Here is a 25657-nt window from a genome sequence, read left to right on the forward strand (position 1 = left end):
GCACGGGTGCGCCCGGAGTTACCCGGGGGTGTGTGCACAGCGGTCCGGCGGGCACCGTACGGTGATCGGATGACCCACGCCGTTGATGTTGTCGAAGCCGCCGCGATCGCCCTGCACCAGGGCTCCTGGATCCCCAGTGGCGACGAGCGCGCCCTGGGCCAGGCGTTCTTCTCCCACCGCGCGGCGCTGGAGCAGCGCCTGCTGCCCGGCATGCCCGCGAGCCAGGACCCGCAGGGGTGGGTGACGCAGCACGTGCTGTGGCTCCAGGACGCGGCCGCCCTCGCCGACCAGCTCGTCGCCCAGTGGTACGCCTACCTGCCGGGCAGTTATATGACGGCGCTGCTCGCCGCCTACGCCGACCGGATCCGTCCCGTCCTCCCGCTCGCGGCCCGGTTGCACGAGTCGTGGGAGGCCGAGCGTCCCGAGCCGCTCACGCAGGAGACCGTGGCCTGGTGGGAGGAGTGGCACGTGCCCGCCGCCGAGCGGAAGCAGCTCGACGAGCTGACGCATCAAACAATCATCATTGGGTCGGTGCTGATCACGGCGGTGGGCGACAACTGACCGGGGCCGGCGCCCACCGCCGTGCACGGCGGGACGTCAGCCGACGGGCAGCTTCGTCGCCGCGGGCGTCCCGGGGGGTGCCACGGGCACCGGCTGGGTGGGCTCGGCGGGCGCCTTCGAGGCCGGGCCGGTGAGCCCCGCGGCACCGGCCGGCACGGGGACGGCCGCGAAGATCGCGTCCTGCTGTGCCTGGAGTTCCTTCGCCCGCTCCGGCGAGGTGCCGGGCAGCCGCTGCTCCTCGTAGATCTTGTGGGTGTCCAGCTGGGCCTTCTTGCTGGCGGGGGTGTGGAACTGCACCTCGTAGGAGTGCCCCCACCGCGGCTCGCGCCAGGCGGAGTTGATGCCCTTGTAGCCCTGGGCCCGGTCCCAGGTGTTGGACCACTTCACGGAGTCGTCGCCCCACGCGGACAGCAGGGACGCGGCGACGGCGACGCCGGAGGTGTACTTCCCGTCGGGCCACTGCAGGGTGTAGCGCACCGAGTCCTTCATGGTGGCCAGGGCCTGGTTGACGGTCTGCCCCGGCGTCTCCTTCATCGAGGTGGCGACCTTGCGCTTCAGCGAGTCCGGTGACTTCAGGCGCTGGTCGAAGCCGATCAGCTCGGCCTCGCTCAGGACGGCCGCCGCCCGCACACGCGGACTGATCTCCTTCTCGGCCTGCTCGGCCTGCTTCAGGAAGGCGTCCACGGCGCTGTTGTCGGCGGCGTTGAGCTCCAGCCCGTCCCCGCGCCAGCCGTCGTCGCGGGCGGCGCTCTTGCTCGTCCTGCCCGCCTCGTCCGCCGGGCCGACCGCGGCCCACGCGGCCGTCGGCGCCATTCCCGAACCCAGCGCCGCGGCCAGCGCGGCAGCCACCGCACTCCGACGTCCCCTGACCAGCGTCCCCATGGAGACTTCCTTCCTGTCCCGCGTCCGGATCGTGTGCCGGCCCGGCGCACGGGTCCGCGCGCCGGGTCGGCGGACGATCAACGCGGGGGAGCGGCCATCGGTTCGCTGACGACCCCCGCCCTCGGGGCTATTTGACTCGATCACGACGGTCCAGGGCGAGAAATCGTCGGCCGTACGAGTCGGTCGTACGAGGACGTGGGACGGCGCGGCGGGCCGGATACCGTGCGATCGGCCCGCCCGGGCCCACCGGGGGAGGGACGCACACGCGCACGGCAGCACGGTGCACGGGGGCGGCGTTTACTGACCCGGCGCCCCACGGCTACGGCGAAGGGGTCGGGCCCTGCATGTGCTCGCTGATGTACTGCAGCGGCCCCTTGCCCAGGCTCGGGACGTAGCTGCGGGCGCTGTGCTTGCCGCCCTCGATCACCCGGAGGCTGGTGTGCACCGGGCCCTTGCCGTACCGGGCCTGGAACTTCTGGATGTCCTTCAGGCGCTTGACCGGTTCCTTGGTGCCGACCTGGAAGGCGAGATAGACGTCCGGGCCCTTCCTGTTGATCAGCTTCTGAGCCAGCTTCTGCGGGTTGTTCTCCTGCTTCTCCTTCTCGTGACCGGCCCACAGCGGGGAGTCCGGCACGATGTCCGGGCCGGAGGCGATCACGGCCTTGAAACGGTCCGGGTACTTCAGGACCGACTTCAGGCTCGCGAAGCCACCGGAGGAGGAGCCCATGAACGCCCAGCCGTCACGTGACTTGAGCGTCCGGAAGTTCTGCTTGACCAGGTTGGGGACGTCCTCGGTCAGCCAGGTGCCCATCTTCGCCTGGCCGGGGATGTCACTGCCGTCGTAGTAGCGCTTCTCGTCCGGGTTCAGGACCGGCATGACGAGGATGAAGGGCAGGCTCTTGCCTTCCTTCGACCACGTGGCGATGGAGGACTGGAGCTTGCGTTTCGTCTCGCTCCAGTAGTTGACCGGGTAGCCGGGGCCGCCGGGCAGGGCGATCATGACGGGGAAGCCGCTCCGGGCGTACTTCTTGTCGTGCAGATACTGATCGGGCGCCCACACCCAGACGTCGCCGGTGAATCCGGACTTCTCGCCGCGCAGGGTCGTCCTGGCGATCTTCGTGCCGTCGTCGACGGTGTCGTCGATCGTGAAGGTCCTCTCGGGCCCGGTCGGCATCAGCGTGTCGGCGTTCACCTTCCCCGCATCCCCATGGGACTGCCCCCGGGCGAAGCTGATCGGGTCGCCCTTGTCGGTGAACGGAGGGATGTCGAAGTGATCGAGCACGGGCCAGGCGACCAGCCCGAGGGTGGCGACGGATGCCACGGTGATGATCCAGCGTCTGGCGCGGAAGCGCGGGCGGCGGCCCTGGGGCGGCTGTGGGCCGTCGGGCGAGTGGGTCATCACATCACTCCGGATGATGGTGCTGCCCCGAAGGACATGGGCGGGTGTTTCCGTCCATGTTGATGATCAAGCCCGCGCCGAGGTTCCGAGATTTCCACGTGGCGATCGCCACTAAATCTTCGAAAACACTCCGTGTACCCGGATCATGCCGTCAAAAGCACGGGGACACCACCGTATGACACCCCCATGCCCAAACCCGCCAGGCCGGGACACGCGTGTCAGGAGCGGCGCCACCGGCGCCGGCGCACCTTGCTCCAGAACCAGCCCGCCGGCGGCGCGTCCGCCCGCCAGGGCTGCGGCTCCGGCGTGGAGTGCCGCCATCGGGCGGTGAGGATCCGCGCTCGCGCCGACGGCTCGGATATCTCCGCGCCGCGCACGAAGGACTCGTCGAGGACGACGTCGTCCCACGGGTCCCGGTCGTTCCTGGGTTCGGTACTCACGGGTACGGCCCCTTCGTCATGCTGTGCTCTCATCGACGTCCGGGCGCGGCGAAGAGTTCCCCGCGCCACCGGCCCGCCGGGGACGGCGTGGGGGAGGGGACGGTACGCATCAGCCGCTGGTTCTCGCCGGCCGCGCGGGCGACGCGCACGGTCGCACCCGTACGGGCCGCCTCGTACACGGCGAGCGCGGTGCGCAGCGCCTCGCGACCGGCCGGGCCGTCGACGGCCGGGGGCCGGCCTTCGGCCACCGCGTCACAGAAGTCCAGCAGTTGCTCCCCGTGGGGGCCGCGCAGCAGACCACAGCTGTCGCGTTCCTGCGCGGCCGCGGCCGGACGCCGGAGGTCGGCCTGGTTGCCCGCGCCGAACGCCCCCTCCGCGAGGGTGTCCGTCTCCGCGTCCGCGGCGTGGAAGTAGACGAGCTCGTCGTTGTCGATGACGGCCGAGCCCCGGTCGCCGTGCACCGCCAGCCGCGTCGTACGGCCGGGGAAGGCGGCCGTGGTGGTGAGCAGGGACGTCAGCGCGCCGCTCGCGTGGCGCAGGCTGGCGGTGACCACGTCCTCGACGCCGATGCCGGTGTGGCCGAGCAGCGCGGTGTGCGCCTTGACCTCCACGACGGGGCCGAGCAGCCACTGGACGAGGTCGAGCGAGTGCACCCCCTGGCTGATCAGAGCGCCGCCGCCGTCCAGTGCGAGCGTGCCGCGCCAGCCGTCCGACGCGTAGTAGGACCGGCCGTGCCACAGCGGGACCTCCACCGAGGCCGAGGTCGGCGTGCCGAGCTCACCGGCTTCGAGGGCGTCCCGCACGACGCGCGAGGCGAGGTCGAACCGGCGCTGGCTCATGACGGCGAGCACCCGGCCCGCCCGCCGGGCGGCCTCGATCAGCTGGTCCGCGGCCCGCACCGACACGTCGATGGGCTTCTCCACCATCACGTGCTTGCCCGCGGCGAGGGCCGCCCTGCCCAGCTCGGCGTGCAGTCCGCTGGGGGTGCACACCGACACCGCGTCGATGTCGTCGCGGGCCAGCAGCGACGCCACGTCCGTCGCCTCGCAGCCGGTCTCGGCCGCGGCCTGCCGGGCGCCGGCACTGTCCCGGGACGAGGCGGCCATCGCCACCAGCCGGGCCCGTCCGGCCAGCGGTGGATAGGAGGTCAGGACCCGGGCCTGCAGACGTCCTATGACGCCGCATCCGATGATGCCGAAGCGCAGCTCGCTCACGCGACCTCCCCTGTCATGGGTCCTGTGGTGCGCCGTGGTCCCGCGTCCCCCGGGTGCGGACGGGGAGGTACCGGACGGCTCCCGCCGGGTCCGGACGGGGGGTGTGTTGGGGGGTTCCGGACGTCCGGTCCGACATGCGCTGTGGGACCGGCGGTAACCCGGCAGGAGCCGTGCCCGCAGTATCGACGGGCGCGCCGACGGGCCGCATCTGACACATGACCTGCGGCGGACAGGGAACGCGGACCCCTCGATGATCGTCATGACCAGTGACGCGGGCATTGTGCACGAGCGCGGACGCTCGGGCATCAGTCGCGCGACTGGTGAACTGACGAAGGGAGCCCCGATCTCATGGTCCTGGGGCGGGAGCGGGAACGGAACGAGCTGGCTGCCCTGCTCGACGACGCGCGCGAGGGGCGCAGCCGTGCCCTGGTGGTGCGCGGCCCGGCCGGCATCGGCAAGAGCACGCTTCTCGACGACCTGGTGGGCGCGGCGCAGCCGGATGTACGGGTGCTGCGCGCGGTCGGCGTCGAGAGCGAGGTCGAGCTGCCCTTCGCCGGGCTGCACCAGGTGCTGCGGCCGCTGCTGCCCGGTCTGGAGCGGCTCCCGGCGCCGCAGGCCGGGGCGCTGCGCGCGGTGTTCGGCCTGGAGACCACCTCGGCCGACCGGTTCCTGGTGGCCCTGGCCGTGCTGACGCTGCTGTCGGACGCCTGCGAGGAGGCGCCGGCCCTGGTGCTCGTCGACGACGCGCACTGGCTGGACCCGGCGTCCGCCGAGGCCCTGGTCTTCGTGGCCCGGCGGCTCGAGGCGGAGGGCCTGGCCATGGTCTTCGCCGTACGCACCGGCGCCGGGCGCTTCGACGCCCCCGGCGTCCCCGACCTGCACCTCGGGCCGCTGCCCGCCGACGTGGCCGAACGGCTGCTGGAGCGCTCGGCGCCGGAAGCGGTCCGCTCGGTGCGGCTGCGGTTGCTGAGCGAGGCGGGCGGCAATCCCCTCGCCCTGCGCGAACTGCCCGCCGCCCTGGACCCCGACCAGCTCAGCGGCAGTGCCGCGCTCCCCGAGTGCCTCCCGCTCAACGACCGGCTGCAGCAGATCTACCACAGCCGCCGGGCGGAACTCCCGGCCCACTACAGCGAGGTGCTCCTGCTCGCGGCGGTCGAGAACGACGGGGACCTCGCCGCGATACTCCGCGCCGGGGGCGACCCGGACGCCGCGATCGCCGGGCTGTCCGCCGCGGCCGCGGCCGGGCTGATCGACCTCGGCGAGCAGCGGGTGCTCTTCACCCACCCGCTCATCCGCTCCGCCACCTACCAGGCGGCCTCCCTCACCGAGCGCCGTGCCGCGCACCTCGCGCTGGCCCACGCCATGGACGAGGAGGACGAACGGCGGGTCTGGCACCTGGCGGCCGCCACCATCGGTACGGACGACACGGTCGCCGACCTCATGGCCACGCTCGCCGACCGCTCCCGCCGGGCCGGCGGCGCGACCACCGCCAGCCGCGCGCTGCGCCGCGCCGCCGCTCTCACCTCCTCACCCCGGGTCCGGGCCCGGTGGCTGATCGACGCCGCCGAGTGCGCCTGGACCGCCGCGGAACCCTCACAGGCCACGGCGCTGCTCGACGAAGCCGAATCCCTGACCTCGACCCCGGAGCTACGGGCCCGCTCCGCCCAGGTGCGCGGTGCCATCACCCACGCCAGCAGCGACCCGGCCATCGCCTGCCGCACCTTGATGGACGGCGCCCGCCTCGTCCTGGAGAGCGACGCGCTGCTCGCGGGGGAGATGCTGGTGATGGCCGCCCGCTCGGCGTGGGTGGCGAACACCCCGCGCCAACTGGGCGAGATAGCCGTGCTCCTGGACCGCAGCGACCGCGCCACCAGCGGGGTGAGCGACCACTTCATGGCGCAGTTGCACTGGCTGCGCAGTCTCGCGCCGGAGGAGACACCGATCGCCGTCCCGTGGAGCCACACCCCCCAGGCGTCCGCCGCCCGGGTCCCGGCGTGGCTGTCGTCCACGGACCCCAAACCCTGGGTGTGGCCCCCGGTCTTCCTGCCGCACCTGATGGGCGACACCGCCACCACGCTCGACGCGTACCAACGCGCCGTCGACACCCTGCGCAGGAACGGCGCGGTGGGCGCCCTGCCGATGTCCGTCGCCCCGCTCGTCGCGCTGCAACTCATCACCGGCCAGTGGACCGTGGCCGCCGCGAACGGGACGGAGGCGCTGTTCCTCGCCGACGAGACCGGCCAGCTCGGGGCTGCTTCCCATCTGCGTGCCATGCTCGCCTGGATCGCCGCCGCCCGCGGCGACAGCGAGCGCTGCCGGGAGCTCGCCGCGGAATCCCTGGCGATCTCCGTGCCACGGCGTATCGCCTCCTCGATCGCCGTCTCGCACTGGGCACTCGGGCTCAACGCCCTCGCCGAGCGCAAGGCCCCCACCGCGGCCCGGCTGCTGCGCGAGGTCGTCACCCCCGGCGCCCCCGCCGAGCACTTCATGATGGGCTGGCTCGTCCTGCCGGACCTCGTCGAGGCGTCCCTGCGCGCCGGGCAGGTGGAGGAGGCACGCCGGGCGCTCAAGGAGTTCGAGTACCGGGCGATCCCCGCGCGGCTGCCGGAACTCCGGGCGACCTGGCTGCGGTGCCGCGCCCTCCTCGCGGCGGACGACGAGGCGGACGCCCTGTTCGGCGCGGCCCTGGACGCCCCCGCCGCGTCGGCCTTCGACACCGGCCGCACCCACCTGCTGTACGGGGAGTGGCTGCGCCGGGTGCGCCGCATCAAGGACGCCCGGGAGCATCTGCACCAGGCCGTGTCCTCCTTCGCCCTGGTCGGGGCCGAGCCGTGGGCGGACACGGCACGGCACGAACTGCGCGCGGCGGGCGAGCTGTTGGAGGAACCCGGCACCGACACGAGCGAGGCGTGGAGCGCGCTGACGCCCCGCGAGCGGCAGATCGTCCGCCTCGTCGCCCAGGGCATGAGCAACAGCGATATCGCGGCACAGCTGTTCCTCAGCCCGCGCACCGTGGGCTACCACCTCTACAAGGTGTTCCCCAAGCTCGGTCTGACCTCGCGCAGTCAGCTGCACGGGCGGAGCGTGCCCCCCGGCGGGCGGTCCGTCGGCGGGGCGCTGTGACCAACACCGCGTTCCCGCCCGCGCATCCGGTCACCCCGGCCGGTGGATCATGTGGGTCGGAGCGCACCAGGGGGGTGCGCTCCGACCGATAGAGGGGACTGCGTACGTTCATGACACGACACCGAATACCCACGCCTGCCCGTGGCGTCCTGTCCGCCGCTCTGGCCGTGGGTGTGCTCGTGCCGCCGGTCGTCGGCGCGGCACCGGCCTCCGCCGCGGCCCCACAGGTGAGCTGCACCTCGGACAAGGCGGGGCTCGCCGCCAAGCTCTCCAAGGACATCACCGCGGCACTGAAGGGTCGGCCCGCCACCACCGCGGTGTCCCTGCGCGACCAGGGCACGAACACCGTCTGCACCCTGCGCGAGGCCGACCGGTTCGACTCCGCGAGCGCGGTGAAGGTGACCGTCCTCGCCGTCCTGCTGTGGGACGCGAAGAAGACCGAACGACGACTGACCGAGCGCGAGTCCGCCCTCGCCACGGCCATGATCACCAAGTCCGACAACGACGCCACGAGCGCGCTGTGGAAGCAGCTCGGCGTGAGCAAGGTCAAGGCGTTCCTCAAGGCGGCGGGGATGAGCCGGACCGTGCCCGGCGACGGCGGCTACTGGGGTCTCACCCAGATCACCGCGGGCGACGAGCAGAAGCTGATGGACCATCTGGTGCCCCGCCCCGGCGGGAAGTCGGTGCTGAGCGAGGCCGCCCGCGCGTACATCCTCAAGCTGATGGGGAAGGTCATACCGTCCCAGCGCTGGGGCACCTCGGCCGGAGCGCCGAGTTCGGTGAAGATCCAGGTGAAGAACGGCTGGCTGTCCCGCTCGACGCACGGCTGGCGCGTCCACAGCCTCGGAGCCTTCACCGGCGGCGGCCGCAACTACACCATGACGGTGCTCACACACGACAACCGCACCATGGACGACGGCGTCGCCACGATCCAGGCCGTCGCCAAGGCGGTCCACAAGAACCTCAACCCGGCCACGCTCAAGGCGACCGGCACCTACACCCCGACCCGCAACCCGCAGGAAGTCATGCCGCCGCTGCCGCGGTAGCCTGCCCGGCTGTGCTGTGACCGCAATCGCCGGACGGGCTGTGGCTGAGCCCAGCCGCCCCAAGCCCGTCCGGCGATTGGGGACGCGCCCGCAGGGCGCTCGCCGCCGTGGGCGGCACGGACAGTAGCGCCCGGGAAAAACGTGTTGATCACCGTGAGCCCCCGTGGTTGGCTTCGGCGTCATGGCGCGGTGGCAGGCCGACGGGCCGTCAGGCCGCCGCCGAAGCACCCGGGAAAGACACCGACCATGACGCTGAAGATCACCACGGCCGCGCAGCGCCCCGAGCTCCTGGAGCCGCTCTGGGCGATGCCCGACACCTGGCCCGAGTACGTCCAGAACGACCCCATCGGCTGGGCCCACTTCGCCCGCATTCCCGCTGTCTTCCCCGATTTCGTCCTCATCGCCACCGAGGACGACGAGGTCGTCGCCCGTGCCTTCAGCGTCCCCTTCGCCCTGAACGTGAGCGGTCGCCACGGCCTGCCGGCCGCCGGGTGGGACCAGATACTGCTGTGGGCGTTCTCCGACCACCGCAAGTCCGTACGTCCCGACACCGTCAGCGCCATCGACATCACCATCCGGCCCGACCACCACGGCCGGGGACTGTCGGCGACGATGCTCGCCGCGCTCCGCGACAACGCCGGCGCCGCGGGCTTCGCCGAACTCGTCGCCCCCGTACGGCCCACGGGCAAGAGCGGCCACCCGCGGCTGCCGATGGCCGAGTACGTGGCGCTCACCCGCCCCGACGGGCTGCCCGTCGACCCGTGGCTGCGCACCCACGTCCGCGCCGGCGGCGTCATCGACTCCATCGCGCCCACCTCGATGACCGTCCCCGGCACCCTCGCCCAGTGGCGCACCTGGACCGGGCTGCCCTTCGACACCCGGGGGCCCGTCGAGGTCCCCGGCGCCCTCACGCCCGTGCACTGCGAACCCGACCACGACTACGCCGTGAGCGTCGAACCCAACGTCTGGGTACGGCACAGCCTGGTCTGACCCGGGCCGTCAGCCGTCGCCCGCCGGCCGGTCGAGGTCCTTCGCCGCCCGCGCGAGGGCCTCGCGGCAGGCCCGCACCGCAGGGTGCCGGCTGCTGCCGCCGCGTACCACCGTGAACAGCCTGCGCGACCGCCGGCCGCCGGGGAGCTCCAGCAGGGGCACGGTCGGCTTCCGCCCGCACCACAGGAGGTCGGGGAGGAGAGCCGCGGCGTGCCCCTGCTCGACGAGCCGCAGATGCAGCAGCATGTCCGTGGACTCGTAGCGCACGTCGGGTTCCCAACCGGCGTCACGGCACAGGGCCATCGCCCACCGGCGGGCCGGTGTGCCCTCCGGTTCCATGACCCAGGGGTGGTCGGCCGGTGTGCCGGCCGGACCCTCCCCGGCCCCGACGGGCGGTGCCAGGCGCAGGGTGTCCTGGCTCAGGTCCACTGCCTCCAGCTCGGGGTGGCGCGGGTGCGGGTGCCCCGGGTACTCCTCCGCGACCACCAGATCGAAGTCCCGCGCGCGCAGCGCCGGCAGCGCCGCCTCCGGCTCGGCCTCGGTGACGTGCACCCGCAGCGCGGGGTGCGCGGCGCGCAGCAGGGTCAGCGCGGGCGGGATCAGGGTCAGCGCCGCGGTCTGGAACGCCGCCAGGCGCAGTGTGCCGGTGAGACCGGTCAGCGAGCCGGCCACCTCGGCCCGGGCCTGTTCGAGCCGTTCCAGCACGGCCTCGGTGTGGGCGACGAGGATCTCGCCCTGCTCGGTGAGCCGTACCCGGCGGCCGACGGGCTCCAGGAGCGGCACGCCGACCTCCTTCTCCAGGACCGACAGCTGCTGGGAGACCGATGAGGGGCTGTACGAGAGCGCCTCGGCGACGGCGGCGAGGGTGCCCCGGTGCTTGAGCTCACGCAGCAGCCGGAGCCGGTGCAGGTCGAACATGGCGGATCGGACCCTCTCGCTATCGTTCGGCTTTTCCGATGATTATTGATCGAAAAGCTTCGCTCGACCGACGGGCGGTGATCGGGGCACCGTTGTGATCATGCACAGCGACACTTCTCCCCACCCGGCCGACCAGCGGGACGCCCGCCTTGGGATCCGGCACGCCGCCACCTGGTACGCGCGCCCCGCCGCCCGCTCGTGGACGTGCCCGCCCGCCGCTCACGCCCGCCCCGCCGTTCAGGGCTTCCACGCCTCCCTGCCCGGGTACGCCCCGACCCCGCTGACCGAAGTCCCCGTGCTCGCGGCCGAGCTCGGCGTGGGCCGGCTCTTCGTCAAGGACGAGTCGGCCCGTCTGGGACTGCCCGCCTTCAAGGTGCTGGGCGCCTCCTGGGCGGTCCACCGGGCGGTGTCCGAGTACCTCGGCCGCCCGGCCCCCGCGACCTTCGACGCGCTGCGGGCCCACCTCGCGGGCGGATCCCCGGTGCGGCTGCTGACCGCGACCGACGGAAACCACGGCCGCGCCGTGGCGCGCCTGGCACGGCTGCTCGGGCTGTCGGCCCGGATCTTCGTCCCCGACGGGGTGCATGCCACCGCCGTGGCCGCCATCGCCGCCGAGGGCGCCGAGGTGGTCCGGGTGCCCGGCGGCTACGACGCCGCCGTGCTGCGGGCCCGCGAGAACGCGACGGACCCGGCGGACATCGTCGTCCAGGACACCGCGTGGCCCGGCTACGAACGGATCCCCGGCTGGGTGGTCGAGGGGTATGCCACCTTGTTCGCCGAAGTGGACGAGCAACTGCGCGCGGCGTCCGCCGGACCGCTCGACGTGCTGGTGGTCCCCGTCGGGGTGGGCTCGCTCGCCCAGGCCGCCGTCGTCCACCACCGGTCCGGGACCGGCGGCCGGGCACCGGCCCTGCTGACGGTCGAACCCGACACCGCCGCCGGACTGCTGGAAAGCCTCACCGCGGGAGACCTGCGCACGGTGCCGACCGGCACCACGATCATGGCGGGGCTCAACTGCGGTACGCCGTCCTCCCTCGCCTGGCCGTATCTGCTCCGCGGCGTGGACGCGGCGATCGCCGTCGACGACGCCGCCACCGCCCGCGCCGCCCTGGACCTCGGCGGCCTGGGCGTCCCGGCCGGTCCCTGCGGGGCGGCTTCCCTGGCCGGGCTGCGCGCCGCCCTCACCGGCGACGGCGCGGGCGCCCGCCGGGCGTCCCTGGCCGCCGACCGTGACAGCACGGTCGTCCTGCTGAGCACCGAGGGCAAGGCCGCCAACCCGCACTGACGGAGCCGACGGGCGCGGTGCCCGGCCGCCTTCCAGGAAAGCGCGGCTAGGCCTCCTCGGCGGGCAGGGGAGCGCCGTGCCACTGCCAGGGCGGGGTGACGCGCGGCAGACCGGGCAGCTCCGCGCGGCCGGTCGCCCACAGCAGGGTCTGCCAACGGTCGGTGTCCACCGGAGCGTCGGGGAACAGCCGGTCCAGCACCCGGCCGCACAGATCGGCCGGCGGGTTCCAGCCGACGCCCAGCCCCTCGGCGATGTCGTGCGTGTGCAGCAAGGTCTCCACGACGCCCATGGCGGCGAAGCCCTCCGGGTCCGAGATCCCGTAGACGTGGAACGCGCGGACCTCCGGGGACGCCGTCCGCACCATGGCCACCAGCAGGGCGCCGGTGGCCTCCAGCACCCGCAGCAGCCCGGCGGGCCCGGCGGCGGGATCGGCGACGATCACATTGGCCGGGGCGCCCGGCCGCTGCCGCGTCCACAGGAACGGCACCTCGCCGTCCAGCGGCGGCTCCTCGGGCCCCAACTGGGCGGCATAGGCGAACAGATCGTCACTGAGGTGCTCGACCGTCTCCCAGCAGTCCCAGTCCAGGGAACCGGCCCGGGCCTTCCAGGCCTCGGCGGGCGCGCCGCTGAGCGCGGTCACCGCCAACCGGACGGCCAGGCGCACATCGTCCGCGGTGACGGGCTGTCGTGAGTGACCATGCGTTTCAGACATGACGCGACCGTACCAACAGCCACTGACACCCTTTCGGCGATCGGTTGTTCGAGCCGGGGGTGTCGGGTTGCCGGGCCGGCGGGGTGGCTCCTCAGCGGTGGAACGGCCCGTTCGGGGAGCGGCGTTCCGCCGACTGCCCCTCCCGGCGCGCGCCGCCGCCCTCCGTGCCGGAACGTGGCGCCCATGCGGTCAGCGCGCCTCACCCCCGGCCCGCGGGCCACGGCAGCGCCGGAGCACCACGCACCCGGCGCGAAACCCCTGCCGTGGCTCGCGGGTCTCGCCGCCGTCTACACCCTCGCCCAGCTGGTGCTCGTCACACCCGGCCTCGGCCTCGGGTGGGACGAGACGGTGTACCTCAGCCAGGTCAGCCCGCAGGCACCCGCCGCCTTCTTCAGCGCGCCCCGCGCCCGGGGCATCACCTTCCTCGTCGCGCCCGTGGCCGCGCTGACGACCTCCACCGCCGTCCTCCGCGTCTATCTGGCCCTTGCCTCGGGCGGCGGGCTGCTGCTGTCGCTGTGGGTCTGGCGGCGGCTGCTCCCGCTGCCGGTCCTGGTGTCGGCGGGGGCGGTGTTCAGCGGGCTGTGGATCACCCTCCTCTACGGGCCGCAGGTCATGCCCAACCTCTGGGTCGCCTACGGGGCGCTCCTCGCCACGGGCTGCTTCCTGCGCGTCGTCCGCGCACCCGAGGCGACGGCCGACCGGCGCGCGCTCCTCGGCCTGGCCGCCGGGGTCGCCTTCACCGCGCTCATGCGGCCCGGTGACGCGATGGCGCTGGTGGCGCCGCTCGCCGTGGCGGCCCTGTGCGTACGGCCTTGGCGCCGGCCGGCGGTCCTGCTCGCCCTCGTCGCCGGCGCCGCCCTCGGCAGCGCGCAATGGATCGTCGAGGCGTATCTCCACTACGGCGGCCTCGCCGCACGGGTGCACCGGGCCGGGGAGATCCAGGGCGGCATCACCGCGCACCTCGCCGTCGGCGACCAACTGCGCGCCCTGGAGGGGCGCACGCTGTGCCGACCGTGCGAGGTGCCGTGGCGCCACCCGGTGACCAGCTTGTGGTGGTTCGCCATCGGGCCGCTCACCGCGGGCGGGCTCCTGGTCGCCGCCCGCACCCGCCGGCTGGCCGTCTTCCTCCTGCCGGCCCTCGTCGGCCTGGCCCTCGCCGTCCCGTACCAGTTCATCGGCTACGCCGCGCCCAGGTTCCTGCTCCCGTCCTACGCGCTGCTGTCCCTGCCCGTCGCCCTGGCGCTGCTCGGTGCGGTGACCGCCGCGCGACCGCGCGCGATCGCCGCCGCGGCGCTCGCCCTCGCCCTGTCCGCGCACTTCGCGATCCAGTACGTCGTCCTGCACCAGGCCGTCTCCCGCGGCCACGCCATCCGCGAGGCCGTGGACGGCGTCGCGGCGCAGTTGCGCCGCCAGGGCGTACGCGCCCCGTGCGTCGTCACCGGGGCCGAGGCGGTACGGATCGCCTTCCGGACCGGGTGCGCGTCCCGTCAGATCGGGGGCCACGACGGCAGCATCACCCTGCCGGAACTCCTGGCCGCGGCCGAGAGCCGTCCGGTGGTGCTGCTGGTGGGCGGCGGCCAGGCGGTGCCCGCGTACGCCCGCGACTGGCGGGTCCAGCCCCTGCCGCGACTGTCCGGGCTGGCCGGCTACCGCGCCTATCTGTCTCCGACGCCGGCGGGGCCGGGGCGCGCGTCGCGATGACGTGGCGGAGGGGCCGCCCGGACGCGGGCTAGATCGACTGGTAGCGGTCCCGGGCCGGGCTTACATTCGGTGGAGTGGGCCGAAAGGTCCACTGACCCTGTCGCGAGGCACGATGCGCCATGACGACCTCCCAGCCGATAGCAGCGAACGCCCCGGGCCGGTCGCGGGCCGGGACCTCGAAGCAGGGCGGCGGGAACGGTATCGCTCTGCTCGTCATCGCCTCCTGTCAGCTGATGGTGGTCCTGGACATCACCATCGTGAACATCGCGCTGCCGCACATCCAGAGTTCGCTGCACTTCTCCACCACGAGCCTTTCCTGGGTGATCAACGCCTATACGCTCACCTTCGGTGGTCTGCTGCTCCTCGGCGGCCGGGCCGGTGACATCCTCGGCCGCCGCCGCGTGTTCGTCTTCGGCGTGCTGCTGTTCGTCCTCGCGTCGCTGCTCGGCGGCCTGGCCCAGAACTCCGGTCAGCTCCTCGCCGCCCGTGCCCTGCAGGGGGTGGGCGGCGCCATCGCCTCGCCGACCTCGCTCGCGCTGATCACCACCACATTCACCGAAGGCCCGGCCCGCAACCGGGCGTTCGGCGTCTTCGCCGCGGTCTCCGCCGGAGGCGGTGCGATCGGTCTGCTGGCGGGCGGGGTGCTCGTCGAATGGCTGGACTGGCGCTGGATCTTCTACGTCAATGTGCCGATCGGGCTCGCCATCGCCCTCGCCACGCCCCGGCACATCAAGGAGTCCGAACGCCACCCGGGACGGTTCGACCTCGTCGGGGCGCTGACCTCCACCCTCGGTATGGCTCTGCTGGTCTATGGCTTCATCCGGGCGGCACAGGACGGTTGGCGGGATGCGATCACGCTCGCGTCCTTCGGCGCGGCGGTGCTGCTGCTGGTGACGTTCATCCAGATCGAACGGCGCTCGAAGCAGCCGATCACCCCGCTGAAGATGTTCGCCGACCGCAACCGCGCGGGCACCTACGGGATCATGCTGAGCCTCGCCGCCGCGATCTTCGGCATGTTCTTCTTCCTCACGCTCTTCGTGCAGAACGTGCTGGGCTTCAGTCCGCTCCAAGCCGGGCTGGCCTTCCTGCCCGTCAGCGCCGTGATCGCGGTGGGCGCGGGGACGGCCTCCCAACTGCTGCCGAAGTACGGCCCGAAGCCCTTCATGGTGCTCGGCGCGATCCTGGCCGCGGCCGGGCTGTCCTGGCTGACGCTGACGGACATCCACTCCACCTACCTGGGCAGCGTCCTCGGCCCCATGCTCGTCTTCGGCCTCGGCATGGGCATGGAGTTCGTCTCGCTCACACTGATGGCCGTCTCCGGGGTGCCGACCCATGAGACGGGTGCGGCCTCGGGTCTGCTCAACGCCACCCAGCAGGTGGGCGGTTCGCTGGGACTGTCCATCCTTGTCACGGTCTTCGGCACGGCCAGCCGCGATGAGGCCAAGGAGCAACTGCCGCGGTTCCTCGCCCGGGCCACCCCGGCGGAGCGCGCGCGTTTCGAGGAGACCGGCCAGCTCCCACCGCCCTGGGGAAGCGAGGTGCTCACCTCGGGTGTCTCGGCCGCGTTCATCGTCGCGGCGGCGTTCACGGTGGCCGCCGCGGTGATCGCCGTGCTGGCCATCCAGGTGCGCCCGTCGGACCTGGAGAATCTGCAGGGCAACTCCGGCCCCGCCGCGATGGCGGCACCGGCGCAGGGACCCACGGACGCGGCGGCCGCCTCCGGTTCCGCCACGGGGCTCGGCGCGGGGGAGCCGGTGCGACGCCCCGCAAGCGCGCTGTCCGGGCCTCGCCGTCATCTCGCGGCGGGCGCCGTCGTGGCGGTGGCCGTGATCCTGCTCGCCGTCCTCTATGCCGAGCGGAAGAAGGCCCGGGCGCGGCACGCCGTCTCGTCCTGACAGCACCCCGGGTGGATTTCTCCGCCCGGGGAGCCGTCAGGGATCTCTCGGGGTCGGGTCAGGGCCGTTCCCCGATGACGGGAACGATCATGAACGGGAAGACTCGGTCGGGTGAGCCGGCGTCAGCGGCGCGGCTCGCCCACGATCGACCCTCCCTGGAGAGCAGCATGAGCAGTTCCACGCCCCGTAGGACACGGTTGTCCGCCCTCGCCCTGTCGGCCCTTGCCGTCGCGGCCACCGTGGGCGGGACCACCGGCCCGGCCCACGCCGCCTCGCCGACGGGCCCGTCGGCTTCCGCACCCGCGGTACGCGCCCCCTTGGACGCCAAGGCCCTGCGTGAGGCGATCACCATCCGCCCCGGCGACGAGGCGGCCGGCGCCGTGGCCCGGGTCCACAGGTCCGGGCACGAGTGGAGCGGTGCGTCAGGGGACGTCCAGACGGGCAAGCGGATATCCGACAAGGCCCACTTCAGAATCGGCAGCATCGCCAAGACCTTCGAAGCGGTGGTGTTGCTGCAGCTCTCCGCCGAGGGCCGGGTGGACCTCGACGGGACGGTGCAGCACTACCTCCCGGGACTGCTGCCGGACACCTTCGCACCGGTCACCGTCCGCCAACTGCTCAATCACACCAGCGGTCTGCCGAGCGACTTCGAGGGCGCACCGGCACCGACCGGCGACGAGCAGATCGCCACCCGCTTCGACTACCTGACCTTCGACCAGGTCATCCAGGGCACCCTGCGTCCCGAGGGCAGGGCCTGGCCCGGTCCGCACTTCGCGCCCGGCACCAAGCAGGAGTACAACTCCTTCGGCTACCGCGTCGCCGGAAAACTCATCGAACACCTCACCGGCCACTCCTTGAAGCGCGAGATCACCGACCGCGTCCTGACCCCGCTGCGCATGCGGCACACCTCGGTCCCGACGGGCAACGGGACCGTCCCCCGCCCCTATCTGCCCGGCTATCTGCCCACCAGCAAGGGCGAACTCGTCGACATCAACGAGCAGGGCGGCAACCCCTCGCAGATGATCTCCACGACCGCGGACCTCGACCGTTTCATGACGGCCCTCTTCACGGGCCGGCTGCTGCGCCCGGCCCAGACGGCCGAGTTGCGTGCCCTTCCCCGTGACGCGGACGGCAAGCTCCTGCCGTACGCGAACGGTGCCAACTGCAATATCGGACGCGACAAGGGCTCCGCCTGCTTCAGCGTCGCGCTGATGTCCTTCCCGCTGCCCGACGGCACGCTCCTGTGGGGCAAGACCGGGCACGACCCGGGCTACGCCAGCGGTGTCTTCGCCTCCCCGGACCTGAGCCGCCGTGCCGTCTACGCCGTGGGCACCGACTCCTTCGGCGGGGGCGGGGCCCCCAGGATCTCGGGCCGCCTGGCGGCCGCCGCGTTCGGCTCGAACGGGTAGGGCGGACGTCCGGAGACCGGGCACAACGTGATCATGTTCATGATCTAGCGGGCGGCGTGCGGCCCTGTTAGATTGCGGTGCCTTCCGGCGGGCGGCGGTGCGCACCCCCGTATCCCGCATGCTCACCCAGGCCAGGAGGCGCAGTGAAGCGTGTCGCAAGGGGAGCGCGTTGGAGACGCGTGGTCGGTGGCATGGTGTGCATGGCGGTGTTGCCCCTGTCCTTGGGCAATGCGCCGGCTCCGAGTGCCCGAACAGCGAGTGAGCCCTCAGGCGCGAGTTCGGCGGCGAAGGCTCCGACTCCTCCTCGCCCCGTTTCGCTCGATGTCGACGGTCCTGTGGCGTTGACCGGACGGTCCAGTGACGGCACATCGCTGGAAGGCGCGCGGATCAGCGTATGGGCGGAAGCGAACCACGACGTACTCAAGGCGCTGAAGCCGGGGGACGCCGTCCCCCGGCTCGAGCTTCCCCGGAGCGCGGTGACGGTGGAAGGCGACGAGTTCGCCGTCGTGCTGCGGCGCGACGACCTGAAGAAGCAGTTCCTCTCGGACGGCAACATCGTTCAACTCGAGGTCGAGATCTACGATCCGAAGAGCAATCGGCTGGCTGTGACGGGGGGCTCTGTGCGCTCGCGCGGAGCAGGCGAAACAGGAATCCCGTGGACTGACCCCCTGCGGGCGCCGGTCGGCAAACCCCGCTCGCGTCCCGCGGCGAAGCTGAATCCCGTATTGCTCGATGTGAAATTCCTGGCAGCTCCACCGGGGCTCACCTCGGGCGCCGGGAGCGCGGCGGACGTCCCGCCCCCCTGCTACCTGAAGCAGTTCGTGAAGACTGCGAAAGCCTGGGCGGACATCGGCGAGACATACCCGGTGGACGACGGTGGCGGGGGAATGAAGTTCAACGACGAGGCGAAAGCGACCTACGAAGCCGCAGTGAAGATCGGCGATTGGACGGCCTCCGGATCCAAGACCTTCTCCAGCGGCAGAACCATGGAATGGCCGGCGTCCGGGATCGGGGCCGGTGCCAACGCCGGAAAACCGAGAAAGTACCAGGTCGAGCTGGAGTACATGCTCTATTCCTGTCAGAACTCGGGAGGCCTGGAGCTCTACCAGGGGTGGGATCCGGTCCGGCACACCGGCGGCAACCGCGATGAGTCCGTGACCCGCCCCGCGTGGATCGGCGGCGACATGGACCACTGCACCCAGGTGAGCTCGCCGAACTGGAGCAGGTTCGACGAAGCGGGTGGATCGGTAGGACTCGCCTGGGAAGGCGAGCACGGGGTGGGATCCAAGGACGCCCTGGAAATCGGGATCGACCTCAGCGTGAAACGCGAGTGGTCGACCAAGTCCGAGATCATGTACAGCATGACGGAAGGGGCGAACTGGCTGTGCGGCAAGGATGACGTTCCCGGCCATGCCAGCAAGATCGCCCAGTACTCCAAAGTCGTCCTCAAGACATGCGAAAACCGCCAGTTCCCCGTGGCGAAGCAGGTCGAGGCCAAAGCGGCTCCGGAGAAGACCTTCCTCGACTATGCGAAAACCACTCCCAACGGATGGACCGGGGGTGACTCGACCTATTCGGTGAGAATGCCGGACGGCCGGATCCTGTGGATGTTCTCCGATACGTTCCTCGGGCCGCTCAACTCCGACGGCACCCGGCCGACCAGCGCACCACTGGTGAACAGTTCATTCGTGATCCAGAACGGAAGCCGGCTGCAGACCGTGACCGGCGGGACCGCCGCCAACCCGCGCGCGATCATGCCACCTCCCGGCGGCGATACCTCCCGCTGGTACTGGTTGGGCGACGGGATGATCGCCGACGTCGACGGCAAGGATCGCCTGCAGGTCATCTTCCATCAATGGCACAAATACGGCAGCGGCACGTGGGACTTCAAGCTCGAGCGCATGGTCGTTGCCACCTTCGAGCTCGGCAATCTCAAGTCCCCGGTATCGGTGAAGGAAGTTCCGTCCGACAACGCCGGCGTGCAGTGGGGTGCTGCCGTGCTTCCCGCATCAAAGAGTGGCGACGGATACACGTACATCTACGGGATCGAGGACGCACCCACCAACAAGCAGTTGAGAGTCGCGCGCGTCAAGGGCAGCGACCTGTCCAAGGTGGACCGGTGGATGTTCCTCAACTTCGACCGGCAGGCCTGGATGACCAAGGAATCCGAAGGCGACAACACCATGGGCGGCGTCGCCAACGAATTCAGCGTCACCAAATGGAACGATGTGTTCGTGCTGGTCAGCCAGGACAGCACGGAGGCGTTCAGCTCAAAGATCCGCATCTGGAGCAGCTGCCAGCCGCTGGGATCCTTCAGCTTCACCAACGGGCAGGACGTCATCTACCGGATGCCCGAGGTCGGCCTCTGGGGGAGTTACGGCGACAAGAACATCTTCGCCTACAACGCCCATGTGCATCCGACCCTTGCCTCGGGCGACCGCTGGACGTTGTCCTACAACGTCAACAGCTTCGATACGACAGTGGGATCCTCCGGCGCGCACTACAAGGACCCCAGCATTTACAAGCCGAGGTTCGTCTCGTTCACCCTCGCACCGAGCACCGCATGGCGATCCGCACAGCAGACCGGCGAACCGGGAACTGCTGTCGGCTCCGCGAGGGGGAGTAAGGGTGCCGCGACTTTGCCCTGCACCGCCTGCAGGGGCGTCCCCCGGTAGGTCCGGCGGCCTCAGTGCACCCGGTGGTCCTCCAGGGGCGCCGCTGTCAGCGGCCCGTGCGGCTCCCGGGGCAGGTGCGGGGTGTGGTTGACCAGCCGGGCGGAGTTGCCGACCACGGCGATGCTGCTGGTGTTGTGCAACAGGGCGGCGAGCACCGGGTTCATCGATCCGCCGGCTCCGGCGAGCAGACCGACGAGGTTGACGCCGATGGCGAGACCGTAGTTCTGCCGTACGACGCGCAGCGTGTGGCGGCTGAGTTCGACGACGGCGGCGACCTGGCGCAGATCGTTGCCCGCAAGGGCGATGTCGGCGGTCTCCAGCGCCACGTGCGAGGAGTGCTCGCCCATGGTGATGCCGACATCGGCCAGTGCGAGGGCCGGGGCGTCGTTCGTGCCGTCGCCTACCATCGCCACCGTGTGGCCTTCGGCCCGCAGGTCCCGGATCAGCTGCAGCTTGCCCTCCGGGAGCGCGTGCGCGTGCACTTCGGTGATGCCAAGAGTGTCCGCGACGACCTGCGCGGTCTCCGGCGCGTCGCCGGTCAGCAGCACCAGACGCGCGACACCGAGGTCCCGCAGCTGGCGGATGACGGTATCGGCTCCGGCGCGCACCGCGTCCGAGACCCCGAGAATGCCGATCAGGTCCTCGTCGTGAGCCAGGCAGATGACGGTCTCGCCACCACCGCGCAGCCGATCGGTCCAGCCCCGGGCGTCCTCGGTCAGCTCCACGCCGTGCCGCCGCAGCAGGGCCGGGCTGCCGATCAGCAGCCGGGTGCCGTCCAGTTCGGCCCGCATGCCCATGCCCAGCACGACCTCGCAGGCCTGGTGGATGGGGACCTGGAGGTGTTGCTCCTCGGTATGGGCGACGATGGCCTGGGCCAGTGGGTGCCGGGCGTGCAGTTCACCGGAGGCGGCCAGGCTCAGGACGTCGTCGGCGGTGAACCGGTCGCTGAGGGTGACCACGCTGGTGACCAGCGGCCGCCCGAAGGTGAGCGTGCCCGTCTTGTCGAAGACCACGGCAGTGACCCGGCCGATGCCCTCCAGGTGGGTACCGCCCTTGATGAGGGTGCCGCGGCGGGCGCCGTTGCCGATGGCGGCGCTGATCGCGGTCGGCGTGGCCAGGCCCGCCGCGCACGGACAGGCGATCAGCAGCATGGTCATCGCGCGGCGCGCGTCACGGGTGACGAGATAGGTGAGTCCGGCCAGGGCGAAGGAGACGGGCACGAACCGCTGGGTGAAGCGGGTGGCCACGGTCTGGATCGGCGCCCGGTCCGCCTGGGCCTCCTCGACCCGGCTGATGATCCGGCCCACCGTGGTGTCCCGCCCCACCGACGTGGCACGGACGGTGAGCGAACCGGACGTGAGGATGGTGCCCGCGTACACGGGGGAGCCGGCCCGGACATAGACGGGCAGCGCCTCGCCTGTGATCGCCGCCTGGTCCACCAGCGCCTCACCGGAAACGGCGTGCCCGTCCACGGGGATCCTGTGGTGTTCGTACACGGCCACCACGTCGTCCGGCTCGACGTCCTCCAGAGCCGTCTCGACCTCGGTGCCCTCCCGTACGAGCCAGACGCGTTCCTCGCCGACGGTGAGCAGCTCCTCGATGGCCCGCCGGGTGCGGCGCAGTGTCAAGGTCTGGAGGAACTCACCGATGTTGAGCAGCCACAGCACGGTCAGGGCCACGACGTTCTCCCGCAGCACCAGCGAGATGATGGTGGCGGCCGTGACCAGGGTGTCCGTGCCGGGGGAGCTGTGACCGCGCAGCGAACGCAAGGCGCCCCGGAAGAACGGCAGCCCCGTGAAGACGGTGACCGCTCCGGCGAATCCGGAGGAACCGAAGGACATCCGTGGCCGGCGCAGCAGCCTGCGCAGCGCGATGAGCGCGAGCACGGCCCCGCCCACGACCAGCCGGGCGACCTCACCTGTGGAGGAGTCGGGCATGGACCGCGTGGGCCTGGCGGGCGCGGACGCGGGCGGTGCCTCCTTGAGCGCGGCGACCAGCCGGTCCACGTCCAGATCGTCGGGGGCCACCCAGATCACGACGCTGCCGGTACGGGGGAAGACTCGCAGAGCGCGGAATCCGCTGATCCCGGTCAGCCGCTCGTCCACCTGTCCGGCGCTGCCGGGCCGGGCCCGCAGCCAGGGAACCGTCAGCCGGGCACGGCCGCCGGCGACGGAGCGTACGACCACCGCGGACATGATCAGTGCTCGTGTCCGTGGTCGTGGTCCTCGACACCGACGGCGGAGGGCGGCGGCGCCTCCTCACCCAGGGTGGTCCGGGCCTCGGCCAGCACGTCCCCGGCCTTCAGCCGGGCCTCTTCCGCCGCCCCCGCGAGCCACCGGCCGGCGACGATGCCGCTCGCGATGCCTCCCACGAGCGCCTTGCGGGCGGCGGGTTTCGCCTCGGGGAGCTTCTTGGCGGCTCCCCGGATGATCAGACCGCCCACCACTCCGGAGACCGCGTAATGCGCGAGACGGCCGGCTGCGGCACCGGCGATCGCGACGGGATGCATGGAGATCTCCTTCCGTCCGTGCCGAAAGGGCTCGACGGAGTCTCCCTTCCAGTGTGCGCTCGGGCGGGTGGCGGGAGCGAGCGGAGCCCGCCGCCCCCGGCCGGCTCAGGCCGGCTCCGCGACCCTGCCGCCCTGCCGCGCGCCCACGAGGCGGCACACGAGATAGATCACGAAGGACAGCGTCGTGACGTACGGACTGATGGGGACCGTGCTGCCGAGGGCGAGCAGGATGCCTCCCTCCATCGACACCAGCGCGAAGGCGACGCTCAGGAGGGGCAACAGCACGGGGGAGGCCGTGACCCGCGCGGCGGCGGCCGCCGGGGTGACGAGCAGCGCCAGCACCAGGAGCGCCCCGACGATCTGCACGCACAAGGCGACCGCGAGCCCGAGGACCAGCATGAACGCGGGTGACAGGGCCCGCACGGGGACGCCCCGGGCCGCGGCCACCTCCGGATCGACGCTCGCGAACGTCAGCGGCTTCCACATGATCGCGAGGGCGACCAGAGCCACGGCCGAGGTGCCGAGGAGCCAGGACAACCGGGGGGTGTCGACGGCGACGATCTGGCCGGTCAGGATGCCGAACTTGTTCGCCGCCCGGCCCTTGTAGAGGGAGAGGAAGAGCACGCCCAGCCCCAGGCCGAACGGCATGATGATGCCGATGACGGAGTTCCGGTCGCGGGCGCGGACGCCCAGCACCCCGATCACCCCCGCCGCCAGCAGGGAACCGGTGATCGCCCCGGCCACGATGTTCAGCCCCAGGAACAGCGCCACCGAAGCACCGGCGAAGGACAGCTCGCTGATGCCGTGCACGGCGAACGGCAGATCGCGCATGATCACGAACACCCCGACCAGCCCGCCGACCAGGCCGAGGAGGGCCCCGGCGAGCAGCGTGTCGTGGACCAGACCCAGCAGCTCGCCGTAGTCGTCGAAGTCGAAGACCTGCCGCGGGAGGGTGCCGCTCGCCCCGCCGACGGCCCGATCGCCGTGCCCGCTCACGACGGCCCGTCGCCGTGCGGACCGCCCCGGTGCTCCGCCGCGGGCCCCTCGGGCCGCCCGCCGGAGTGGAGGTGCGCGGGACCGTCGGCGCCTTCGTCAGGTGCCCCGACCACGACGACACGGCCCCGGACCCGGACGACGTCGACCTGCGTGCCGTACAGCCGCGACAGGGAGGCCGAGGTCATCACCTCCTCCGGCGGCCCGATCCGGAATCCGCCGCCCGCCAGGTACAGCACCCGGTCCACCATCCCCAGCACCGGGTTGATCTCGTGCGTCACGAAGACGACGGCGGTGTCCGCGGAGCGGCGCCGCCGGTCCACGAGCTCGGTGACCGAGCGCTGGTGGTGCGGGTCGAGGGAGAGCAACGGCTCGTCGCAGAGCAGGATCCGCGGGTCGGTGACCAGTGCCTGCGCGATCCGGACGCGCTGCTGCTCGCCGCCCGAGAGCCTGCTGACCGGAACGTCCGCGTACGCGGTGGCCCCGACCATCGCCAGGGCCTCGTCCACCCGGCGGCGGCTCGCGGCGCCCGCCCGCGACGGCCCCCAGCGATGGCCGTCCAGCCCGAGCCGCACCAGGTCGCGTGCCCGCAGGACGGTGTGCACGGGCAGCGACGTCTGCTGGGGAACGTAGCCGATGTCGCTGCTGCCGCGATCGGGGTCGTGACCGAGCACCGACAGCGTCCCCGCAGTGAGCCGCTGCCGGCCCAGGAGCACCCGCAGCAGACTGGTCTTGCCGGAGCCGTTCGGGCCCAGCACCGCCAGGAACTCCCCGGGCCGCACCTCGAGATCCAGATCACGCCACAGCACCCGGTCGCCGTAGGACAGCGCAGCGCCCCGCAGACTGATCACCGGCGGGGCCGCCCCCGCTCCCTCGCCGGGGGGCGTTCGCCGGGAGGAGAGCGGTGCGGTCGTCTCCGCGCGGTCCATCACGCCTCCAGTGCCCGTCGGAGCGCGTGGACGTTGTCCGTCATCCAGCCGATGTAGTCCTTGCCCGCGGGAAGCGTCTCGGTCACCGGGACCACCGGGATGCCGTTGTCCTCGGCGGCCCGCTTCACCTTCTCCGTCTGCGGACCGGCGGTCTGCTCGTTGTACACCAGCGCCTTCACCCGCTTGCCGGTGAGCAGGTCGAGGGTCTCCCGCAGGCTGCCGGGGGAGACCTCGCTGCCTTCCTCGACGGCTTCGCCGAAGTCCGCCGGTGTCAAGTTCCGCAGACCGCTCGCCTCCGTCAGGTACAGCGGCAACGCCTCGGTGACCGCGACCGCGGCGCCCCCGTGAGCCGCCTTGATCCGCGCCTCCTCGGTCTGAAGGGACGTCAGCTTCCCCTGGAACTCCTCGGCGTTGCGGCGGAAGGCTGAGGCATCGTCGGGGGCGGCTTTGGCCAGTGCGTCCGCGATCCGATCGGCCAGCTTTCCCATGGCCGGGACGTCGTACCACAGGTGCTCGTTGAGCTCCTGGCCCGCCGCCGGTGTCTTCCCCGAGACCCGCAGGGCGTTCACGACCTGGGCCGAGGAATTCTTCGTGCCGCGCAGCATCCTGCCCACGAAGTCGTCGTAGCCGCCGCCGTTCTCGACGACGACCCGCGCCCGGGAGAGCGCCAGCTGGTTCTGGGTTCCGGCCTCGTACGAATGCGGGTCCTGCGACGGGTCGCTGATGATCGAGGAGACCTCGACCCGGTCGCCACCGATCTGCCGCACGATGTCCCCGTACACATTCGTCGAGGCGACCACGGGGACGGCGCCCGGCCGGCCGGTGGCGGAGGATCCGGCGCCGGACGGACCGCTCTCGCAGCCGAGGGCCAGCGCCGTGCACGCGGCCACGAGCAGCGCCGGGCCACGGGCCGAGGACGCCTTCATATGCGGCCTCCCGATCGGACGATCGAAGCGAAACGGAAACGGTTGTCACG

General features: G+C 72.0%; 20 protein-coding genes. 9 read left to right on the forward strand and 11 right to left on the reverse strand.

Annotated features, from left to right (window positions below; all coding sequences use genetic code 11):
- Nucleotides 1–69 precede the first annotated feature (69 nt).
- Nucleotides 70–561, forward strand: coding sequence for a hypothetical protein (locus AB8O64_RS34085; RefSeq protein ID WP_130880436.1), 492 nt, complete (start codon nt 70–72; stop codon nt 559–561).
- A 36-nt stretch (nt 562–597) separates the two neighbouring features.
- Here the strand turns inward: AB8O64_RS34085 and AB8O64_RS34090 are convergent, their stop codons facing one another.
- The 4 genes from AB8O64_RS34090 to AB8O64_RS34105 form a co-directional block, all read right to left on the reverse strand.
- Entirely contained in the window at nt 598–1443 is an 846-nt protein-coding gene (locus AB8O64_RS34090) for an ATP nucleotide 3'-pyrophosphokinase (RefSeq protein ID WP_370423530.1), read from the reverse strand.
- A gap of 319 nt (nt 1444–1762) precedes the next feature.
- Nucleotides 1763–2842 carry an alpha/beta hydrolase gene (locus AB8O64_RS34095; RefSeq protein ID WP_370423531.1) on the reverse strand — a complete coding sequence of 360 codons (1080 nt, stop codon included), beginning with the start codon at nt 2840–2842 and terminating at the stop codon, nt 1763–1765.
- Between the two features lie 218 nt (nt 2843–3060).
- On the reverse strand, nt 3061–3282 hold the full coding sequence (locus AB8O64_RS34100) for a hypothetical protein (RefSeq protein ID WP_370423532.1): 222 nt from the start codon (nt 3280–3282) through the stop codon (nt 3061–3063).
- Between the two features lie 29 nt (nt 3283–3311).
- Nucleotides 3312–4496 carry a Gfo/Idh/MocA family protein gene (locus AB8O64_RS34105; RefSeq protein WP_370423533.1) on the reverse strand — a complete coding sequence of 395 codons (1185 nt, stop codon included), beginning with the start codon at nt 4494–4496 and terminating at the stop codon, nt 3312–3314.
- A 348-nt stretch (nt 4497–4844) separates the two neighbouring features.
- Here AB8O64_RS34105 and AB8O64_RS34110 point away from each other — a divergent pair, with 348 nt between their 5' ends.
- The 3 genes from AB8O64_RS34110 to AB8O64_RS34120 all read left to right on the forward strand — a co-directional run bounded on the left by AB8O64_RS34110 (nt 4845) and on the right by AB8O64_RS34120 (nt 9655).
- On the forward strand, nt 4845–7619 hold the full coding sequence (locus AB8O64_RS34110) for an AAA family ATPase (RefSeq protein ID WP_370423534.1): 2775 nt from the start codon (nt 4845–4847) through the stop codon (nt 7617–7619).
- A gap of 110 nt (nt 7620–7729) precedes the next feature.
- Entirely contained in the window at nt 7730–8665 is a 936-nt protein-coding gene (locus AB8O64_RS34115; protein ID WP_370423535.1) for a serine hydrolase, read from the forward strand.
- 246 nt (nt 8666–8911) lie between these two features.
- A complete protein-coding gene (locus AB8O64_RS34120) occupies nt 8912–9655 on the forward strand; it encodes an N-acetyltransferase (protein ID WP_370423536.1) in 744 nt (247 codons plus the stop codon).
- A 9-nt stretch (nt 9656–9664) separates the two neighbouring features.
- Here the strand turns inward: AB8O64_RS34120 and AB8O64_RS34125 are convergent, their stop codons facing one another.
- Entirely contained in the window at nt 9665–10573 is a 909-nt protein-coding gene (locus AB8O64_RS34125; RefSeq protein WP_370423537.1) for a LysR family transcriptional regulator, read from the reverse strand.
- 100 nt (nt 10574–10673) lie between these two features.
- Here AB8O64_RS34125 and AB8O64_RS34130 point away from each other — a divergent pair, with 100 nt between their 5' ends.
- A complete protein-coding gene (locus tag AB8O64_RS34130) occupies nt 10674–11858 on the forward strand; it encodes a diaminopropionate ammonia-lyase (protein ID WP_370423538.1) in 1185 nt (394 codons plus the stop codon).
- 46 nt (nt 11859–11904) lie between these two features.
- Here AB8O64_RS34130 and AB8O64_RS34135 read toward each other — a convergent pair whose 3' ends face one another.
- Entirely contained in the window at nt 11905–12570 is a 666-nt protein-coding gene (locus AB8O64_RS34135; RefSeq protein ID WP_370423539.1) for a hypothetical protein, read from the reverse strand.
- Nucleotides 12571–12753: 183 nt separating this feature from the next.
- Between AB8O64_RS34135 and AB8O64_RS34140 the strand changes: the two genes are divergently transcribed.
- The 4 genes from AB8O64_RS34140 (at nt 12754) to AB8O64_RS34155 (ending at nt 20250) form a co-directional block, all read left to right on the forward strand.
- On the forward strand, nt 12754–14271 hold the full coding sequence (locus AB8O64_RS34140; RefSeq protein WP_370423540.1) for a hypothetical protein: 1518 nt from the start codon (nt 12754–12756) through the stop codon (nt 14269–14271).
- Nucleotides 14272–14390: 119 nt separating this feature from the next.
- Complete coding sequence (locus tag AB8O64_RS34145; RefSeq protein ID WP_370423541.1) at nt 14391–16166, forward strand: MFS transporter; 1776 nt, start codon at nt 14391–14393, stop codon at nt 16164–16166.
- 167 nt (nt 16167–16333) lie between these two features.
- A complete protein-coding gene (locus AB8O64_RS34150; protein WP_370423542.1) occupies nt 16334–17575 on the forward strand; it encodes a serine hydrolase domain-containing protein in 1242 nt (413 codons plus the stop codon).
- Between the two features lie 341 nt (nt 17576–17916).
- On the forward strand, nt 17917–20250 hold the full coding sequence (locus AB8O64_RS34155; protein WP_370423543.1) for a hypothetical protein: 2334 nt from the start codon (nt 17917–17919) through the stop codon (nt 20248–20250).
- A gap of 11 nt (nt 20251–20261) precedes the next feature.
- On the opposite strand, the gene AB8O64_RS34160 is transcribed toward AB8O64_RS34155, so the two are convergent.
- The 5 genes from AB8O64_RS34160 to AB8O64_RS34180 all read right to left on the reverse strand — a co-directional run bounded on the left by AB8O64_RS34160 (nt 20262) and on the right by AB8O64_RS34180 (nt 25607).
- Complete coding sequence (locus AB8O64_RS34160) at nt 20262–22445, reverse strand: heavy metal translocating P-type ATPase (RefSeq protein WP_370423544.1); 2184 nt, start codon at nt 22443–22445, stop codon at nt 20262–20264.
- Nucleotides 22446–22447: 2 nt separating this feature from the next.
- On the reverse strand, nt 22448–22759 hold the full coding sequence (locus AB8O64_RS34165; protein ID WP_370423545.1) for a DUF1490 family protein: 312 nt from the start codon (nt 22757–22759) through the stop codon (nt 22448–22450).
- Between the two features lie 105 nt (nt 22760–22864).
- Nucleotides 22865–23755 (reverse strand): metal ABC transporter permease, encoded by an 891-nt coding sequence (locus AB8O64_RS34170; protein ID WP_370423546.1) that lies wholly within the window; start codon nt 23753–23755, stop codon nt 22865–22867.
- Nucleotides 23752–24681 (reverse strand): metal ABC transporter ATP-binding protein, encoded by a 930-nt coding sequence (locus AB8O64_RS34175; protein WP_370423547.1) that lies wholly within the window; start codon nt 24679–24681, stop codon nt 23752–23754. Before AB8O64_RS34175 ends, AB8O64_RS34170 begins: the two co-directional genes overlap by 4 nt.
- Nucleotides 24681–25607, reverse strand: coding sequence for a metal ABC transporter solute-binding protein, Zn/Mn family (locus tag AB8O64_RS34180; RefSeq protein ID WP_370423548.1), 927 nt, complete (start codon nt 25605–25607; stop codon nt 24681–24683). The genes AB8O64_RS34175 and AB8O64_RS34180 overlap by 1 nt, the downstream gene beginning before the upstream one ends.
- Nucleotides 25608–25657: the final 50 nt, after the last annotated feature.

It is taken from the genome of Streptomyces sp. QH1-20, from assembly GCF_041283565.1.
In the GTDB taxonomy this organism is placed as follows: domain Bacteria; phylum Actinomycetota; class Actinomycetes; order Streptomycetales; family Streptomycetaceae; genus Streptomyces; species Streptomyces syringius.

Bases quoted from the DNA above. Each gene is read 5' to 3' on its own strand.
- AB8O64_RS34085 (WP_130880436.1), top strand. From the start codon at position 70: ATGACCCACGCCGTTGATGTTGTCGAAGCCGCCGCGATCGCCCTGCAC.
- AB8O64_RS34090 (WP_370423530.1), bottom strand. From the start codon at position 1,443: ATGGGGACGCTGGTCAGGGGACGTCGGAGTGCGGTGGCTGCCGCGCTG.
- AB8O64_RS34095 (WP_370423531.1), bottom strand. From the start codon at position 2,842: ATGACCCACTCGCCCGACGGCCCACAGCCGCCCCAGGGCCGCCGCCCG.
- AB8O64_RS34110 (WP_370423534.1), top strand. From the start codon at position 4,845: ATGGTCCTGGGGCGGGAGCGGGAACGGAACGAGCTGGCTGCCCTGCTC.
- AB8O64_RS34115 (WP_370423535.1), top strand. From the start codon at position 7,730: ATGACACGACACCGAATACCCACGCCTGCCCGTGGCGTCCTGTCCGCC.
- AB8O64_RS34120 (WP_370423536.1), top strand. From the start codon at position 8,912: ATGACGCTGAAGATCACCACGGCCGCGCAGCGCCCCGAGCTCCTGGAG.
- AB8O64_RS34125 (WP_370423537.1), bottom strand. From the start codon at position 10,573: ATGTTCGACCTGCACCGGCTCCGGCTGCTGCGTGAGCTCAAGCACCGG.
- AB8O64_RS34130 (WP_370423538.1), top strand. From the start codon at position 10,674: ATGCACAGCGACACTTCTCCCCACCCGGCCGACCAGCGGGACGCCCGC.
- AB8O64_RS34135 (WP_370423539.1), bottom strand. From the start codon at position 12,570: ATGTCTGAAACGCATGGTCACTCACGACAGCCCGTCACCGCGGACGAT.
- AB8O64_RS34140 (WP_370423540.1), top strand. From the start codon at position 12,754: ATGCGGTCAGCGCGCCTCACCCCCGGCCCGCGGGCCACGGCAGCGCCG.
- AB8O64_RS34145 (WP_370423541.1), top strand. From the start codon at position 14,391: ATGACGACCTCCCAGCCGATAGCAGCGAACGCCCCGGGCCGGTCGCGG.
- AB8O64_RS34150 (WP_370423542.1), top strand. From the start codon at position 16,334: ATGAGCAGTTCCACGCCCCGTAGGACACGGTTGTCCGCCCTCGCCCTG.
- AB8O64_RS34160 (WP_370423544.1), bottom strand. From the start codon at position 22,445: ATGTCCGCGGTGGTCGTACGCTCCGTCGCCGGCGGCCGTGCCCGGCTG.
- AB8O64_RS34165 (WP_370423545.1), bottom strand. From the start codon at position 22,759: ATGCATCCCGTCGCGATCGCCGGTGCCGCAGCCGGCCGTCTCGCGCAT.
- AB8O64_RS34175 (WP_370423547.1), bottom strand. From the start codon at position 24,681: ATGGACCGCGCGGAGACGACCGCACCGCTCTCCTCCCGGCGAACGCCC.
- AB8O64_RS34180 (WP_370423548.1), bottom strand. From the start codon at position 25,607: ATGAAGGCGTCCTCGGCCCGTGGCCCGGCGCTGCTCGTGGCCGCGTGC.